Here is a 15,368-nt window from a genome sequence, read left to right as displayed (position 1 = left end):
TTGACATGTCGACTCAAGCCGGTGGCGACAGACAGGCCTCGCCCGTCTCGCCCGAACCGTGGAAATCGTCCGCCCAGCCGCCCACCGACGACGCCCCGCTGGGCGCCCTCGAATCGGGGCTGAAACCGCGTCACGTCACGATGATCTCGATCGCCGGCGTCATCGGCGCCGGCCTGTTCGTCGGCTCGGCGAACGCGATCCAGCTGGCCGGCCCGAGCGCCATCATCAGCTATGCGGCGGCCGGTCTCGTCGTCGTCCTCGTCATGCGCATGCTCGGCGAGATGGCGACCGTCAACCCGGATACGGGTTCGTTCAGCGTCTACGCCGACCGCGCGCTCGGCAAGTGGGCCGGGTTCTCGATCGGCTGGCTGTACTGGTGGGCGTGGGCGCTCATCATCCCCGTCGAGGCGACCGCCGGCGCGACGATCCTGCACAACTGGATCGACTGGCCGCAATGGGTGTTCGCGTTCCTCATCACGGCGATCCTGACGGCGACGAACCTCGTCAGCGTCGGCAACTACGGCGAGTTCGAGTTCTGGTTCGCGCTCGTCAAGGTCGTCGTCATCATCGGGTTCATCGCGCTCGGCGTACTGGCGATCCTCGGCATCCTGCCGACGAGCGACGTCTCCGGCGTGCACGGCCTCACCGACCACGGGTTCTTCGGTGGCGGCGTCGGCGGCATCTTCGCCGCGATGCTGACGACCACGACGACGTACCTCGGCACCGAGATCGTGACGATCGCCGCGGCCGAGTCCAACAACCCCGTCGGCGGCATCCGCAAGGCCGTCAACAGCGTCATCTGGCGCATCTCGATCTTCTACCTGGGTTCGATCATGGTCGTCGTGTGCCTCGTCGACTGGACGAGCCCCGACCTCGCGTCCAAGGGTTCGTACCAGTACACGCTCGAGACGATCGGGCTCGGCCGACTGACGACCGTCCTCGACCTCGCGATCCTGACGGCCGTCGCGAGCTGCCTCAACTCGGCGCTCTACACCGCGAGCCGCATGGCGTTCAGCCTGGGCCAGCGTGGTGACGCGCCGAAGTCGTTCGGGCGGACGAACAAGCGCGGCGTGCCCGTCGCGGCGATCCTCGCCAGCGTCGTCGTCGGCTTCTTCTGCGTCGCCCTCAACTACGTGCTGCCCGACAAGATCTTCGCCTACCTGCTGTCGACGGCCGGATGCGCAGCACTGTTCGTGTATCTGTGCATCTCGTTCACGCAGCTGCGCTCGCGCCGCGCGATGGACGAGGCAGGCACGACGGTGCGGGTGCGCATGTGGCTGTTCCCGTGGCTGACGTACGCGACGATCGCGTTCATCCTGCTCATCCTCGTCATGATGGCGTTCGACGACGGCCAGTCGCAGAACCTGTGGTTCTCGCTCGCGGTGGCAGCGATCGTGCTCGTCGCGGCGTTCGCCCGTCACGGCTTCACGGGTGGCTCGGACGAAGAGATCGTCGAGGCCGCCGAGCAGGGGCTCGCCGAACACGACGACCCCGATGACCCCGACGATGCCGACGACACGACGGTTACCTCGACCGAGGCTCACCGCAACGACGCCTGAGCACTTCCGTCCATCCTTGCGAGTCCTGTCCCCATCGGCGAATGGCGTCCACATGTGCGATCTGCGTCCACAACGGCGATTCCTGTCCACATGTGCGATTTTCGCCCGCCTTCACCCCGAGCCCTCGGCTTCGGCGGCGAACGCGACGTCGGGTGGCAGGATCGAGCTGTGAGCACCTACGTCATGTTCCTGCGCGGCATCAACGTCGGGGGCGTGCGCGTGCCCATGCCGCGTTTGCGCGAAGTGCTGACGGAGGCGGGTGCCCGCGAGGTGACGACGTGGCTCGCGACGGGCAACGTCCGTCTCGCGTTCGACGGCCCCGCCGACGACCTCAAGACACTCGCCAAGCGTGTCCTGAGCGACGAGTTCGGCTACGAAGCCTACGTTCTCGTGCGTGACGCGGACGAGCTCGCGAACATCGTCGACGCCTGGCCGTTCACGCCCGACGACGCCCACCACCGCTACGTCGTGCTCGGGGGCGCGCCCGCCTATGACGACGCTCAGGCCGCCATCGACGCCAACCCCTGCGACGAACACGTCCTGGCCGCCGGCGACGACCTCTACTGGCGAACCCTCAAGGGCGCCACGACCACGTCGCCCGTCGCAAAGGTGCTCGCCCGCCCGCGCTGGAAGTCGACGACCACCACGCGCAACCTCAACACCCTCGAGAAGATGCTCGCCTGACGCACCAGCACCAGTACCAGCACAAGCACCATCGGGCAACGGCCGGATGGCGGGTAACTCCGCCTCACCAGCCCGTCACCCCCGAGGCGCTTCACCGCCGTGGTCGATGAACGGACGGCGGAAGTCGGGTGTCGACAGGCCCTTGGCTGCGAATTCGGTGTCGTCGAGGTCGGCGTCGCCGTGCTGCGACGCGTGCTTGTACTGGACGCTGCGGGCGCTCCACAGGGATCGGCTCGCGATGAACTGCCCGAGGACGGCGCCGGTGCCGATGGCGAGGGCGACGGCCATCGCTTCGAACAGGTACGAGCCGGCGCTACCCGAGTGCGTCGCGAGCGCCGCGAACCCCTTGTAGAGCACCATGCCCGGCACGAGTGGCGAGATGGCGACGTCGAGGGCGCCGGACGTCGGCAGGTGCGTCGGGCGTGCCATGACGACGCTGACGATGCCGAGCCCCATCGCGGCGACGCTCGTCGCGGTGAAGTTGGAGATCCCGGCGGCGCTGAGCAGCAGGTAGATGGCGCGCGCCGCGGCGCCGAGCAGCGCGAACAGCGGCAGGTGGCGCCAGCGTGCGTGGCTGAGCAGCGCGAATCCGATGGCGATGAGCGCGGCGGCGAGCGTCGTCTGCCACGCGACGGGGTTGCCGTTGCCGGTCTTCTCGATGTCGAGATGCACGCCGACGTGCGCCACGCCGTACACCGCGCCGATGGCGCCGACGACGAGCCCGAGCGTCAGGATCGTCGATTCGATGAGGCGCCCGCAGGCCGTCAGGTACCAGCCCGTCAACAGGTCCTGGATGGCGCTGACGGAGGCGCTGCCGGCCAGCTGCGTCACGAGCGCGGCGGTGATGATGACGCCCGGCGAGCCGATCGGGAACACTGCGACGAGCACCGCACCTGTCGCGACGGCGAGCCCGGCGGCGATCGCGCGTCCGTAGTACGACGGCAGCTGCACGCGTGCGAGCCAGGCGCTGACGACGTCGATGATGACGGCGCACACCGTCGCGATGAGGCAGACGCCCAGCGACCCGCCGAGCAGCCACGCGAACCCGAAGCCCATCGCCGCTGTGCCGAGCGTCTTGAGAGTGCGCGTCTGCGGCGGTTCGGCCTCCAGCTCGTCGAGACGTCGCAGCGCTTCACGGATGTCGATGCGTGAGGTGACGACATCCTCGACGATGTGTTCGAGCACCGTCAGCACGTGCACGTCGAGGCCGGCCGCGCCGACGGTCTGAACGCGCGTGACGGGTGTCGCGTCGTCCGCGGGCGTGTAGCTGAGCGTGATCTGACCCATCGTGACGTTCGCCGTCGTGGTCGCGAAACCGTTGACGCGGGTGATCGTCAGCATGGCCTGGGTGACGTTGGCCGACGGAGATCCGTTGCGCAGCAACATGCTTCCGGCGCGCAGGGTGAACGTGAACAGGTCGTCGATGGGGCGGGAGGAAGGCACGCCGTCACGGTGTCAGGACGCGGGGGCGGAGTCCACTCGGACGCTCGCCCAGCAGGCAGGGTGCGTTGTCACCGCCCGGCTCTAGGGTGAGTGCATGAGTGAAACCGGCGCGAGAGACGGCCACGGCGAGCGCGCGAACGAACCCGTCAGCGGTTCGACGGCCTCTGGCGACGCGACGGCCGCGGACGCCGTGCATGGCGACGGGATGAGCGCCGCCACATCGGGCCGCATCGCGGCGACGCCGACCGCGGCGTCGTCGACTTCAGCGGGCGCGAACGCCGGAACGATGCGCAGCGTCGCCGTGTTCTGCGGGTCGACGCCGGGCGCCGACCCGGCGCTCATGGACGCGGCGTACGACGCGGGGCGAGTCATCGCCGAACGGGGTCTGACGCTCGTGTACGGCGCGGGCGGCGGCGGCCTCATGGGTGCGGTGAGCCAGGGCGCGCTCGACGCCGGGGGCGAGGTCGTCGGGTTCATTCCGTCGCTCATGGTCGAGCGCGAATGGGGGCGGCACGACCTCACGGAGTTCCACGAGGTCGACACGATGCACACGCGCAAGGCCGGCATGGCCACGCGCGCCGACGCCTTTCTCACGCTGCCCGGCGGCCTCGGCACGCTCGAGGAGATCTTCGAGGTCTGGACGTGGCGCACCATCGGTTACCACGACAAGCCGGTGGGTTTCCTTGACGTACAAGGGTTCTGGCGCCCGCTGCTCGACGCGGTGCAGGGTCTGGCGGACGCCGGGTTCATCCGACAGAGCGTCATCGACGACGCCGTCGTCGCCCCGACCATCGATGAGGCCCTCGACGCTCTCGCCGCCCGTTGCATCGTCAGCGGTGCGGGTTTGCGCGGCGGGTCGAGGCGCGTCCGGATGTGCTCGCGCGCTTGAGCGGTGAGGCCGCCGACGTCGATGACGCGCACGTGGCGACGGTGGCGCCTGCTGACGGCGGGTTTGCCTGGGCGAGAACGGCAGTGAGCAACGAGTCGCCTGCCGGCAGAGCCACCGATGGCGGAGATGATGCTGACAACGTCAGTCGTGATGACACCGATGACGCCGACCTCACCGACTGGCAGCGTCAGTGGCTCGACGTCAGCGCACCCGAGGATGAGCCTGACGAAAGCATCCCGACCGTTGACGCCGGCGGTTGGTGGGAGGGCATCCCCGCCGTCAGACAGTTGCTGCTCACGGCCTCGAGCCCGCCTGCCGTCGGTGCCGGGCCCGCCCACACCGCAGTGACCTCGAAGGGGCACGCCCGAAGCCCGAGACGCGAACGCCCCCGCACCGTCAGATACGGGAGCGTCGAGCGGGCCGGTCAGGCGGCGTGCTTCTGCAGCGTCGCGCCGATGGCGGGCAGTGCGTCCTTGATCATGTCGGCGGCCTTGCCGCGGAACGTGCCGTAGACCTTCGCGATCTGGTCGCGCGACGTCGAGTTGGCGCGCGCATCGGCGATCTTGAGGATGTCGGCGCTCACCTCGTCGCCGCGACCCTTGAGGTACGCGCCGAAGTCGCCCTGGCCACCGAAGGCGTCCCAGTACGGGTCGAAGATCGCGACGATCTGGTCGAGGTTGTCGTTGAGCGCCGACGGAACGTCGACCTTCTTCTTCGCGCCCGCGTACGCCGTCTTGATCGCGGCGCCGCTCAGGCCCTTCTTGCCGGAGACCTCGGAGTCGATCGTGGCAGCGAGATCCTTCGCGACGGCGGGACGCACGGACGGCTGCAGCAGCTTCTCGGAAAGCGACATGATGATGCCTTTCTGTGGCGGTTCGTTTCGCCCGTCAGCCTAGCGTCAGCCCTCGTCGACGGCCCGCGCATCATGCGCCTTCGCGCCTGCCCCACCACACCAGGGCGCCCACCCCGTACACATCTGCGATTTTCGTCCACGTTCGCCAGCCACCGCCGACGGGCGGCGCGCCAGAGCCGATCCCACGGGCTGGGGCCGGGCAGAGCGGGCGGGCGTCTCGCGGTACAACAGGACGGTGACCGAACCCCGCGAACAGCGCCGCACCACCCTTCCGTCGGCAGCGCCGAGACACCCGCTCGTCACCGGGCGCACCGTCCTGCGCGTCATGACGGGTGACGACATCGACGCGGTCGTCACCTACCGCACCCGCCCGAACGTCTACCGCTGGCTCAGCCACGGCGGCCTCGCCTCAGCGCAGCTTCGGGAGAAGTTCCAGCGGCGCATCGATCGCATGACGAAGCCGAGCGACGAACGATCCGAGGTCCAGTTCGTCGTCGAACGGGAGGGGCACGTGATCGGTGACTGCGGATTCGCGATCACCCGTGCCTGGACGAAGGACGACGCTCCGACACCGCATCTCGTCGCGCGCATCCACTACGCACTCGACGATGCCGTCGCCGGCCAGGGGATCGGCACGGAAGTGGTGCGTGCACTCGTCGACCACGCGTTCAGCCTCCCTGACGTCCACCGCGTGCAGGCCGACGTCTTCGCCGGCAACGTCGCGTCAGGCCGCGTGCTCGAGAAGCTGCGTTTCCGGCGAGAGGGCTACTTCGTCGATGACGGCGTCATCGACGGCGCGTTCGTCGACGCTTGCCTCTACTCGCTGCTGCGTCGCGAATGGGAGGCCCCCGACCACCCGGCCTGATTGCCCGGAATCGCGTCACATCCGACGCGTCTTCGGGCGAAGATCGACGACCCCGAGCCTGTCAGCCCCGGACGACCAGCCCGAACCCCGTCACCCCACCGGCTGACGCGAGCGACTGCGCCGCTTCGACCGGTTCAGACGCCGCCACACCCACGTCTCGGGCACCTGCACGCCGGTGGCGATGTATTCGGCGGAGGCGTCGCTGAACTGTGTCTGCACGAGTGCTTCGAGGCCCCAGTGGTGGCCGACGACGAGCACCTGGTCGTCGGGTGTCACCGTCATCGTGTCGTCGGGTGCGTAGATGTGCTCACCGTTGCGGATGAGCATGAGCGCGACGAGCGGGAGCTTCGAGTCGCGGTCGTCGGGGTTGGCGAGCAGCTGTCCGATCGTCAGTTCGGCGTGCAGCAGCCAGCGATGCAGCGCGGGCGAGCCGGCCGCGGAGAGGTCGATGATCGCGCGGTCCTTCGCGACGTCGCCGCAGCGGTTCGTCAGGTTCGTCAGGAGGCGCTCGGCGAACTCTTCCGGCTGCGTCACCGCGTATTCGACGAAGCTCCAGAACAGCGGCGTGATGACGCGCGCGAGGCTCTCCTGCGCGACGAGTTCGGTGGGCGTGAACACCGAGTCGATGCCGAGCGCCGTGATGATCGACGCGCGCGCGTCAGACTGCTGGCGCACGCCGACGAACAGGTCCTTGCGCTCGAGCTTCGCGTGCTCGGCGAGGGCGAGGTTCGTCGTGTCGTTGCGCGTACCGGCGATGAAACCGCTCGCGCCACTGACGTCGGGGTGGCCTTCTTCCGGGTCGGCCATGACGACGTGCATGCCGGCGCGATGCAGGTCGTTCGACACCTCGGCGCCGAAGTCGTCATCGGAGGCGACGACCCACGTCCCGCCCGATTTCGGTTCGTACCGCGGCGGCAGCGGCAGGTCGCGCGGGTCCATCAGCCACGTGACGAGCCGGTACGTCTCGGGCCGTTGCAGCGCGAGCACGAGGTAGGCGCCGTAGCGGTCGCTCGGGTTGATGACGGCGTTCGGTGCGAAGTCGCGCATGCTTTCCTCGACGCGCGCGTCGGTGCAGCGCGCGATGACGCTCATGCCGGGGCGCAGCACCGTGGCGTTCATGACGATGGCGAGGTTGTCGGTGTCGTCATCGGTCAGGGCGAGCACGCCGTCGCAGTGCTGGTTGGCGAGGCCCGCCATGCCGAGTACCGCGGGCAGGCTCGCGTTCGCCTCGAGCGCGGGCACCTCGCTCTGCAGCTCGTCGGTCATGATGCGGTCGAGGCGCCCTTCGTGCCGGTCGATGACGACGAACCGGCGCCCCTGGAAGTCGAGCTCGCGACAGACCTGACGCCCCGCCTGGCCGTACCCGCAGACGATGAGGAACGGCTCACGGATGCGCTTGACCTTCGCGCGGAAGCGCTGCATCGCGAGCGCGTGCTGAAAACTGGCCGACTGCAGCAATGACAGCAGCGTTCCGATCGCGTACGCCCATCCGACGACCGTCATGAAGATGCACACCGTCACCCACATGCGTTGCGGCGTCGTGAACGGGTAGATCTCGCCGAACCCGATCGTCGAGGCGGTGTAGGAGATGAAGTAGAACGCCTCGAACGCGCTCAGGTGCGTCGTGTGGCCGCCCTCATCACGGCCGGGCACGAGCGTCAGGCCGAGCACGGAGATCGCGAACACCGTGATGATGAAGATCAGCGGCGCGCGCATGCGTCGGATGACGATGAAGATCGCGTCCGTCGACGGCGCCTCGTCGGGGATCTCCACGGCGCGCCGCACGCGCGTAGTGTGCCGCGTCGGGCGTCGGACGAGGAAGGCGAGCAGGTTGTTCATGGCTCAGCGGCGACGGTAGGAGATCGTCTCCGAGACGAGCAGGACGACCGAGACGATGTTCGCGAGCAGCGCGCCGCCGGAGAGGCTGACGATGCTCGCCGTCGTCCCGGGGCTGTTGTGATAGCCGCCGGCCAGGACGTAGTACGCGGCCGCCGCGACGAGCTGCAGGACGGCGACGAGCGACGTCGCGAGGTGCACGGCGCCGATCTGCGTGCGGTCGCCGAACTTCAGCACGAGTGCGATGAGGTTGACGAAGATCGCGACGTACAGCTCGTTGATGTTGTGCAGTTTCGGCTCGGCCATGTCGCCGATGAAGAAACCGAAGTTCATCGTGGCCGACAGCAGCACGAAGAAGCCGAAGACGACTTTCTCGAGGTTCATGTCCCCGAGCCTAACGGGGACGCCGCTGCGGGCCGGCACGCTCAGTTCGGCGGGGCCGGGGGCCCTTCGGCTCCCGGTGAGATGAAGTACGAGTCGTCCATGGCCGGGTGCGGCGCGATGGGCACGACCTGCATGCGCACACGCTCCTCGGCCCAGCGCTGCTGTTCGACGCTCTCGCGGGCCTCGTTGACGGCCTCGCACTGCTCGGCGTCGAAGTAGAACTCGAGCGCTGCGGCACGCGAGTCGAGGCGCGAGAACTTCTCGTAGTCGGTCGTGCCGTCGGCGGCTCGCACGAGCTGTGCGACGGCGCGTTCGACCGACGCGCGCCGCACGCGCCGCGCCACGTGCGGCAGGATGTCGACGCGCCCGTCCTCGCTGACGATGATGACCATCGAGCCCTTGCCTCGCCCTGCGAGGTACCGGATGGCGGAGTTGTAGCGAGCACCGCGTGAGATGTCGCCGGTGCCGGTGGCTGCGCCGTCGAGAATGACGCCGACGGCGTGACACTTGCCGTCAGGGCTGACGAGGACAGCGCCGTCGATCTTCGTCAGCGCATCGAACGCGTGCGCGCCCAGGTGCGTGGGCTCGATCGTGTAGGCCTGCGGCAGCAGGCGTTCCCCCTCGCGGCGCGCGTCGGGGTGGACGACGAGCATCGTGCCGTGCTGCTGCCGGACGCAGGCCTGCGTCATGCCCCACAGCGCGTCGACGTGCTCGCTGAGCGCGTCGGGGAAGACGCGGTTGACGGCGTGCGCGAACGTCTCGACGTCGATGACGTCGCGCGGCAGGCTCGGCTCGCCGTTGTCGACGCGCAGGAACGGCGTGTCGGCGTGCCACAGCTCCCACGCGCCGTTGCCGACGACCTTGATCTCGAATACCTCCTCCGTCGCCGGGGCGTACCCCTCGAGCATGCGCCCGATGCCGTAGACGGTGCGCCCGTCGCACAGCAGCTCGAAGCCGGGGCCCGTCATCTCGAGGGCCTTGCGGAACGAGCGTGGCACGCCGACGGGCACGTCGTGCTCGAACGTCACCTCGCACGCGACGTCGGGGTGCCCCTGGGGGGCGAGGACGACGGAGCCGAGGCTCGCGCGGCCCTCGTACGTCTGCGCGCTGACGGCGTCGCACGCGTCGCGCAGGCCGTGCGGAAACTTCTGCCCGGCGCGTGAGGCGCACCCGTTGATGAACGTGTCGGCCGCCGAACGCAGCACAGCGCCGGCGTCGAGGCCGATGAGCGAACCGGGGTGGACGCGGTCGAGTTCGTGGCTCGCGGCGCGCAGCACGTCGTCGATGACGGCCTCGGGAAAGTTGCCGGGCACGCCGAGGCCGTCAGCGAGCGTCGTGCGTAGGCGCGGCACTTCACTCGCAGGGTCGGCGCAGCACCGCGAGCACCGGGAAGACGCGGTAGTCGCCGACGACGATGCTGATGCCGACATGGACGACGCGGTCGGCGAACGTCGCCGCACGCGTCAGGGCCTCGCGCATCACGTCGCGGCGGCACCCCTCGCGCAGAGCGGCGAGGTAGTGGTCGGGGTGCCAGGTCGCCGTCGACTCATCGTCGGTGCGCGACGGGCACATGCGCGCGCGACGCTCCTCGAACAGCGACGTGAAGTGCGGGTGCAAATTCTCGAGGCGGGTGACGTCGAACGCGTCGCGCTGTGGGTCGACGAGGACGGGCAGCGCATCGTCGCCGTCAGGGATGCCGATGAGGTAGCCGCGCGGGTCGAGTTCGACGCCCGCGCGGTCGAGGGCTTCGTCGGCAATGCGCTCGATAGACCACCGCAGCTCGTGCTGGCCGTCCCACATGTGCGGCGCGAGGCTGATCCGGGGGTCCATGCCCGCCATGGTTTCATCCCTTGGCGGTGCCCCCCAAAGGGGCATTCGTTCGGCAGACGGACGTTGCCACGGCGCGGGCAGATCCGAGTGGGGCGATGGGGCCAGGTTGCCATGAGACCCGGCACCACCACCCTTGGGGAATGTCGCTCAGTGCCGCCCACCACGGGCGTCGCGCGCTCGCGTCAGCTCTGCGGAGCGTCTCCGCCGCGACGCATCGGCGTCTCGCCGTCGCCGTTCGTGTTGGCGCGGCGCTCGCCACCGAAGTCGCCCTCGGAGCCGGCCGACTCGAGACCCTCGCCCCGGTACGACGTGTTCGGGTCGAGCGACGACGACGGTGCGTCGGCGCCGATGGCGCGCTCGACCGGGTTTTCACCGCGCGACTGGTCATCAGCCGCCGACATGCCGTCCTGGCCGACGGTGCGCTGCGTCGCCGTCTCACCGCTGTCCTGTGCGCCGGCCGCGAGGTCGGCGTCGTAGGCGCGCTCGGAGCCGACGGCCGTCTCGCCGAACGAACCCGTCGTCGTGCCGGCGCCCGCACCTGCTGCCGCGCCTGCCCCCGCGCCCTGCTCAGCAACCTTGTCGACGCCCTTGAGCGCAGCGCCCTGAGCCTTGCTGATCTTGTCGCTGTACTTGCCGCCCGTCTTCGAATCGACGGTGGCGCCGGCCTTGTCGACGGCGCCGGCGATCTTGTCACGGTTGGCGTCGGCTGCCGCGGCGGCCTTCTCCTTGGCGAGGGCGGCCTTCTCGTCGAGGCCGAGTTCGGTGGCCTTGGCCCTGATCTTGTCCATGAATGACATCGTGGTCTCCCTGCGTCGATGGATCTCTTGACTCGTACAACACAGCGTGCGCCTCGAAAGGTCCCCGGCGCAACAGCTCGCGTGACATGACCATCGCGTGGTCCCTCGCGCCGCGACGCCATGACCGCAGCCCTGTCGAGCGACACTGCCGGCGCGCTCGCCGCAGCAGTCGGCGTCGGCGATCAAGGCGCTCCACCTCGTCGCGTACGCGGAGGCCGTCAGCCGCGGCCGACTCGATCCTGACGCGCGCGTCACCCTGCGACTGGGATCGCTGGTACTACCCAGCTGACGGCGCTGCCCACGCGCCGGCGCTCAAGCGGCTGCGCGTGCGGGCCCAGGGCAACGGCACACGCACGAGCGCCCACGACCTCGTCCGTCTCTACGATCGCGTCGCCGCCGGCTCGATCGCCGGCGCCGACGTCATGCGCCGCCACCTCCAATGGCAGCCCGCGAGCGGTGACGTCGCGGCGGGTTTCAAGGCCGGCAGCCTGCCGGGCGTGCTCACCGTCGGGATGGAGCAGCGTGTCGTCGGCACGAAGCGTCGCGCCACCGGCGCGCTGCTCATCGGTGGTCTCGACGAGGCGATGGCGAGCTCGACCGACTTCGGGTGGCAGGAGCTGCTCGTCGAGGCGATGGGTGACCCGACGTACGCCCGCCGCGTCATCGCGACGTTGGACGGCACGTCGTCGGGCACGCCGGGCAGCACCCCCACCGGGCCGCTCGTGCAGACCGACCTCGTGCGCTGAGCGCCGTCAGCTCTGCTTGATCGTGCGAACCGCGTCGGCGAGGCCGGGCATGGCGCGTTCCATCGTCGCGAGGGTCGTGACGAAGCCGTCCTGGCCGCCGTACCAGGGGTCGGGCACGCCGTCGCCGGGGTTCGCCTGCGGGTCGTAGTCGGTGAGTAGGACGACGTGGTCGGGCAGCTCGCCACCGTAGATGTCGCGCATGCGCTCGAGGTGGATGTCCTCCATCGCGACGACGAGGTCACAGGCGTCGATCTCGTCGCGCGTGATCTGGTGCGCCGCGTGGTTCGACGCGTCGTACCCGGCCTTCTCGAGTTCACGGACGGCGCGCGGGTCGATGGGGTTGCCGATCTCTTCGCGCGACGTGGCGGCGCTCGTCAGCTCGACGTCACCGAGCCCGTGCTCCGCGAAATATTTCGCGGCGACGCGCTCGGCCATCGGTGAGCGGCAGATGTTTCCCCAGCAGACGAAGACGACGGAAGTCATGCTCGCCATCCTGGCATCTGCCACCGATAGCGGCCATTCGCGGCGACCCTGCGGGCATCGAGTCGTCAGGTCAAGCGTTCCGAGTCAGGCCCGATGGCCGTGGCGCGGCAGCGCGAAGATGACGGCATGGTCATCGCTCTCGACCCCTCGGCCGACGCAGCCGACCTCACACCGCAGGCGCAGTTCGACGCCGAGCGCAGCCGCCGAACGTGTTGCCCCGACCGATATCGCTCGTTCAGCGCTGTCGCAGCCACAGCAGCGTGATGCCGTCGACTACGTCCTTTCGACGCAGGAGGGGCGCCTGCCCGCGTCACCGTTGCGGCAGTTCCGCAACGCGAAGGTTCGATCGATCCGCTCGACCTCGCCGGGCAGATGCTCGAAGACTTCGGCCAGGTCTGCGCCGTCATCCTCGCGCGCGGGCACACGCGCACGCTCCACCCGTCAGCGCTTCGGGGTTACCTCAAGGGTGCCGAGGATCTCGACGAGGCCCTCGCCGCGTACGCGCAGGACTGTGCGGACCAGGTCGAGCGCGACCACGCCGACCTGAACGGGTGACGTCGCGGCGTCGCCATGCAGGATGGCGGGTAACTCACAGGTAAGCGGCCAGTTGCCTGCCTACCTGTGAGTCACCCGCCATCTCGTGAAGGTCGGGCCCGAGCCGTTGTCCGCCACCGATCTCGCCGGGCGGGTTCGTCAGCGAATCCCGCCGACGATCTCGAGTGCGCGCTTCTGGGCGTCGAGGCCGCGGGCGGAGTTCGTCATCATGAGTTCGTCGGCCATGGCGTGCTCGGCGAACTGTTCGAGGTACGCGGCGATGCGCTCCGGGCCGCCGATCGCGGTGTAGGTGAGCATGTGCTTGGCCTGGTGGCCGGCGGGCGAGTCGAGCAGCATGTCGAGCTCGGCGTCGGTGAAGTCGCGATCGGCCACGCCGAAGCGCGTCGCTATCATCTCGACGCGCGAACGCAGCACCTTTTCGTACATCGCGGACGCTTCGTCGTCGGTGTCTGCGGCGACGACGTTGAGCGCGGCGATGACGTACGGCGCGTCGAGCTGGGCGCTCGGCTTGAACTCCGAACGGTAGGCGTAGACGGCGGCCTGCAGCTGATCGGGTGCGAAGTGGCTCGCGAACGCGTACGGAAGGCCTAGTGCCGCAGCGAGTTTCGCGCCGAACATGCTCGAGCCGAGGATGTAGAGCGGCACGTTCGTGCCCTTGCCGGGGATCGCCTCGATGCCCGCGAGCGGGCTCGTGTCGGAGAGCAGCCCCTGCAGCTCGACGACGTCCTGCGGGAAGCGGTCGCTCGCGTGCGGGTCACGTCGAAGCGCCTGCCAGGTGCGCTGATCCGTGCCGGGCGCGCGTCCGAGGCCGAGGTCGATACGGCCCGGGTGCAGCTCGGCGAGCGTGCCGAACTGCTCGGCGATCGTCAGCGGCGAGTGGTTCGGCAGCATGACGCCGCCGGAACCGACGCGGATCGTCTGCGTCTGCGACGCGACATGCGCGAGCAGCACGGACGTCGCCGCCGACGCAATGTGCTTCATGTTGTGGTGCTCGGCGAACCAGATGCGCTCGAAGCGACCCGTCGCCTCAGCCCGCTGCGCGAGCTCGACGCTGCTGCGGATCGCGTCGCCGACGCTCTCATGGCTGCCGACCTGCGCGAGGTCGAGGATCGACAGCGGAATGTCGGCTGCCTTCTTCGCGAAGGAGCCGGCCGAGTGGGAGGTCTCGTCAGGGGATCGCAGGTCGGTGTTCTGGGCGGCGTCGAAATCACTCACGCACTCGTCAACGCGGGCCCCGGCCTCGCCCATTCCCGGGCTGCATCCCGAAGGGTCCAGGCCGGCTGCGTCACATGGTGCCCGCTGCGTCAGTCGTGACCGACTCGACGAGCACGAATCGACTCACCTGGTCGGGCGTGGTCGCTTCGGCCCGGCTCCGATAGCGCCGTGCGCGCACGAACGCCGATCACGCGAGCAGCGCGTCGATCTCCTTCGCGAGCTTCTTGTGCAGCCACGGCGAGGGGTGGAATCCGTCGTCGGCGAAGGCCTTGTCGCGCGCCCATTTCGGGTTCGTCAGCGGTACGTGGCGGGCGGTGGGGTAGTCCGCGACGATCGCCGCAGCGATCGCCTCGAACCGACGCGCGCGCCCGCCGAGGGCATTACCGAGCTGCTGCGGCATCGCGGGCAGCGCCTCGATCGGCGGCAATCCGAGCAGGATGACGGGGGAGTCGCCGGCGAGCGCCGTCACGCGGGTCAGCAGCTTCGTCAAGCTGACGCGCCACGCCTCCTCGGTGCGCAGGTTCTTCACGTCGTTGACACCGACGCTGATGACGACGACGTCAGCGCGCGCGAGTTGCGCCTGGGCGCTCGCGGGCTGGGTGAGGTGGGCGACGTCGCGGGCGTCGGCGCCCGAGCGGGCGAGCACGTGCCAGCTGACCGGCCGTTCGAGCCGATCCGACATGCGGCTCGCGAGGCGCCCCGCGATCGAGTCGCGATGGTGTTCGACGCCGGCACCGTCGGCCACGCTGTCGCCGAGCACGACGAGATGCGGCTCGTGACCGTCCCGCTCGGCGTGGTGCTCGCAGATCGTGCTCGTGACGCCCTCGCGCCCGGCCGCACCGGGTAGGCGCGGCACGTCGCGCTGCACCTGACGCCCCTGCGCGATGAGCACCGGGCCGTGCAACAGCACGTCCGTCAGCGAATATCCGGGCAGCGACGACCCGCCCGTATCGGATGGCGCGTCAGCCGATGCCGCCTCGTCCGGTGCGGCGGAGCCCGACGTGGTTTCCCGTGAAACAGGGTCACGCGGCGCAGGGGGTCGTCGGTCGGCGTCCCCGTTGGTCGCCGAGATGTCACGCATGCCCCCATCGTCACCCATTCACCTGCACTTCGGCGCAATGACGCGCGGCGTTCACCGCACCGTTATCCGCATCGACTCTTCAGACTTTAATCTTCGCCAGACCCGACGGCCCCGCCTCAACGCCCCAACCCGCCGCGGCTCAACGCAC

General features: G+C 69.3%; 16 protein-coding genes and 1 pseudogene. 7 read left to right on the top strand and 10 right to left on the bottom strand.

The annotated features are described in order from the left end of the window. Positions 1 to 5 precede the first annotated feature (5 nt). Both EDC82_RS13645 and EDC82_RS13640 read left to right on the top strand, forming a co-directional pair. Positions 6 to 1,559, top strand: coding sequence for an amino acid permease (locus EDC82_RS13645; RefSeq protein ID WP_131941864.1), 1,554 nt, complete (start codon positions 6 to 8; stop codon positions 1,557 to 1,559). Positions 1,560 to 1,727: 168 nt separating this feature from the next. Then, complete coding sequence (locus EDC82_RS13640) at positions 1,728 to 2,243, top strand: DUF1697 domain-containing protein (RefSeq protein WP_160126267.1); 516 nt, start codon at positions 1,728 to 1,730, stop codon at positions 2,241 to 2,243. Positions 2,244 to 2,318: 75 nt separating this feature from the next. Here EDC82_RS13640 and EDC82_RS13635 read toward each other — a convergent pair whose 3' ends face one another. Then, on the bottom strand, positions 2,319 to 3,686 hold the full coding sequence (locus EDC82_RS13635) for a threonine/serine exporter ThrE family protein (protein WP_131941860.1): 1,368 nt from the start codon (positions 3,684 to 3,686) through the stop codon (positions 2,319 to 2,321). A 94-nt stretch (positions 3,687 to 3,780) separates the two neighbouring features. Between EDC82_RS13635 and EDC82_RS13630 the strand changes: the two genes are divergently transcribed. After that, positions 3,781 to 4,575: a TIGR00730 family Rossman fold protein gene (locus EDC82_RS13630; protein ID WP_235006239.1), complete on the top strand. Its 795-nt coding sequence runs from the start codon at positions 3,781 to 3,783 to the stop codon at positions 4,573 to 4,575. Positions 4,576 to 4,999: 424 nt separating this feature from the next. Here EDC82_RS13630 and EDC82_RS13625 read toward each other — a convergent pair whose 3' ends face one another. After that, positions 5,000 to 5,428: a hypothetical protein gene (locus EDC82_RS13625; protein ID WP_131941858.1), complete on the bottom strand. Its 429-nt coding sequence runs from the start codon at positions 5,426 to 5,428 to the stop codon at positions 5,000 to 5,002. A 235-nt stretch (positions 5,429 to 5,663) separates the two neighbouring features. Here EDC82_RS13625 and EDC82_RS13620 point away from each other — a divergent pair, with 235 nt between their 5' ends. Further along, the gene (locus EDC82_RS13620) at positions 5,664 to 6,293 is read left to right on the top strand and encodes a GNAT family N-acetyltransferase (RefSeq protein ID WP_006945032.1); all 630 of its coding nucleotides are present in this window, start codon (positions 5,664 to 5,666) and stop codon (positions 6,291 to 6,293) included. Between the two features lie 90 nt (positions 6,294 to 6,383). Here the strand turns inward: EDC82_RS13620 and EDC82_RS13615 are convergent, their stop codons facing one another. From EDC82_RS13615 to EDC82_RS15085, 5 genes are all read right to left on the bottom strand, one after another. After that, entirely contained in the window at positions 6,384 to 8,132 is a 1,749-nt protein-coding gene (locus EDC82_RS13615) for an NAD-binding protein (RefSeq protein ID WP_006945168.1), read from the bottom strand. A 3-nt stretch (positions 8,133 to 8,135) separates the two neighbouring features. After that, on the bottom strand, positions 8,136 to 8,513 hold the full coding sequence (locus EDC82_RS13610; protein WP_006945029.1) for a DUF6394 family protein: 378 nt from the start codon (positions 8,511 to 8,513) through the stop codon (positions 8,136 to 8,138). A gap of 41 nt (positions 8,514 to 8,554) precedes the next feature. After that, positions 8,555 to 9,865, bottom strand: coding sequence for a DNA integrity scanning protein DisA nucleotide-binding domain protein (locus EDC82_RS13605; RefSeq protein ID WP_235006237.1), 1,311 nt, complete (start codon positions 9,863 to 9,865; stop codon positions 8,555 to 8,557). A 1-nt stretch (position 9,866) separates the two neighbouring features. After that, the gene (locus tag EDC82_RS15090) at positions 9,867 to 10,343 is read right to left on the bottom strand and encodes a hypothetical protein (protein ID WP_235006235.1); all 477 of its coding nucleotides are present in this window, start codon (positions 10,341 to 10,343) and stop codon (positions 9,867 to 9,869) included. 182 nt (positions 10,344 to 10,525) lie between these two features. After that, entirely contained in the window at positions 10,526 to 11,140 is a 615-nt protein-coding gene (locus EDC82_RS15085) for an antitoxin (protein ID WP_083803218.1), read from the bottom strand. A gap of 326 nt (positions 11,141 to 11,466) precedes the next feature. Between EDC82_RS15085 and EDC82_RS13590 the strand changes: the two genes are divergently transcribed. Continuing rightward, on the top strand, positions 11,467 to 11,886 hold the full coding sequence (locus EDC82_RS13590; protein ID WP_006945067.1) for a hypothetical protein: 420 nt from the start codon (positions 11,467 to 11,469) through the stop codon (positions 11,884 to 11,886). 6 nt (positions 11,887 to 11,892) lie between these two features. Here EDC82_RS13590 and EDC82_RS13585 read toward each other — a convergent pair whose 3' ends face one another. Next, positions 11,893 to 12,369 carry a low molecular weight protein-tyrosine-phosphatase gene (locus EDC82_RS13585; protein WP_006945043.1) on the bottom strand — a complete coding sequence of 159 codons (477 nt, stop codon included), beginning with the start codon at positions 12,367 to 12,369 and terminating at the stop codon, positions 11,893 to 11,895. 126 nt (positions 12,370 to 12,495) lie between these two features. Between EDC82_RS13585 and EDC82_RS14665 the strand changes: the two genes are divergently transcribed. Both EDC82_RS14665 and EDC82_RS13580 read left to right on the top strand, forming a co-directional pair. Continuing rightward, complete coding sequence (locus EDC82_RS14665; RefSeq protein ID WP_160126266.1) at positions 12,496 to 12,633, top strand: hypothetical protein; 138 nt, start codon at positions 12,496 to 12,498, stop codon at positions 12,631 to 12,633. Between the two features lie 54 nt (positions 12,634 to 12,687). Further along, positions 12,688 to 12,924: pseudogene (locus EDC82_RS13580) on the top strand (DUF2252 family protein); the annotation flags it as partial. A gap of 138 nt (positions 12,925 to 13,062) precedes the next feature. Here the strand turns inward: EDC82_RS13580 and EDC82_RS13575 are convergent. Both EDC82_RS13575 and EDC82_RS13570 read right to left on the bottom strand, forming a co-directional pair. Then, positions 13,063 to 14,172: an LLM class flavin-dependent oxidoreductase gene (locus EDC82_RS13575; protein ID WP_006945122.1), complete on the bottom strand. Its 1,110-nt coding sequence runs from the start codon at positions 14,170 to 14,172 to the stop codon at positions 13,063 to 13,065. Positions 14,173 to 14,326: 154 nt separating this feature from the next. Further along, positions 14,327 to 15,220, bottom strand: a complete 894-nt coding sequence (locus EDC82_RS13570; protein ID WP_006945127.1) for an SGNH/GDSL hydrolase family protein — start codon at positions 15,218 to 15,220, stop codon at positions 14,327 to 14,329. Positions 15,221 to 15,368: the final 148 nt, after the last annotated feature.

Origin of the sequence: Dermacoccus sp. SAI-028 (assembly GCF_004346775.1) — a bacterium.
GTDB lineage: Bacteria > Actinomycetota > Actinomycetes > Actinomycetales > Dermatophilaceae > Dermacoccus > Dermacoccus nishinomiyaensis.
The sequence above is the reverse complement of the archived record's forward strand: the minus strand, read 5'-3'. Positions and strand labels throughout refer to the sequence as shown.

Excerpts from the sequence above, each read along its gene's own strand:
- EDC82_RS13645 (WP_131941864.1), top strand. The coding sequence starts at position 6 with ATGTCGACTCAAGCCGGTGGCGACAGACAGGCCTCGCCCGTCTCGCCC.
- EDC82_RS13630 (WP_235006239.1), top strand. The coding sequence starts at position 3,781 with ATGAGTGAAACCGGCGCGAGAGACGGCCACGGCGAGCGCGCGAACGAA.
- EDC82_RS13625 (WP_131941858.1), bottom strand. The coding sequence starts at position 5,428 with ATGTCGCTTTCCGAGAAGCTGCTGCAGCCGTCCGTGCGTCCCGCCGTC.
- EDC82_RS13615 (WP_006945168.1), bottom strand. The coding sequence starts at position 8,132 with ATGAACAACCTGCTCGCCTTCCTCGTCCGACGCCCGACGCGGCACACT.
- EDC82_RS13610 (WP_006945029.1), bottom strand. The coding sequence starts at position 8,513 with ATGAACCTCGAGAAAGTCGTCTTCGGCTTCTTCGTGCTGCTGTCGGCC.
- EDC82_RS15090 (WP_235006235.1), bottom strand. The coding sequence starts at position 10,343 with ATGGACCCCCGGATCAGCCTCGCGCCGCACATGTGGGACGGCCAGCAC.
- EDC82_RS15085 (WP_083803218.1), bottom strand. The coding sequence starts at position 11,140 with ATGTCATTCATGGACAAGATCAGGGCCAAGGCCACCGAACTCGGCCTC.
- EDC82_RS13585 (WP_006945043.1), bottom strand. The coding sequence starts at position 12,369 with ATGACTTCCGTCGTCTTCGTCTGCTGGGGAAACATCTGCCGCTCACCG.
- EDC82_RS14665 (WP_160126266.1), top strand. The coding sequence starts at position 12,496 with ATGGTCATCGCTCTCGACCCCTCGGCCGACGCAGCCGACCTCACACCG.
- EDC82_RS13575 (WP_006945122.1), bottom strand. The coding sequence starts at position 14,172 with ATGGGCGAGGCCGGGGCCCGCGTTGACGAGTGCGTGAGTGATTTCGAC.
- EDC82_RS13570 (WP_006945127.1), bottom strand. The coding sequence starts at position 15,220 with ATGCGTGACATCTCGGCGACCAACGGGGACGCCGACCGACGACCCCCT.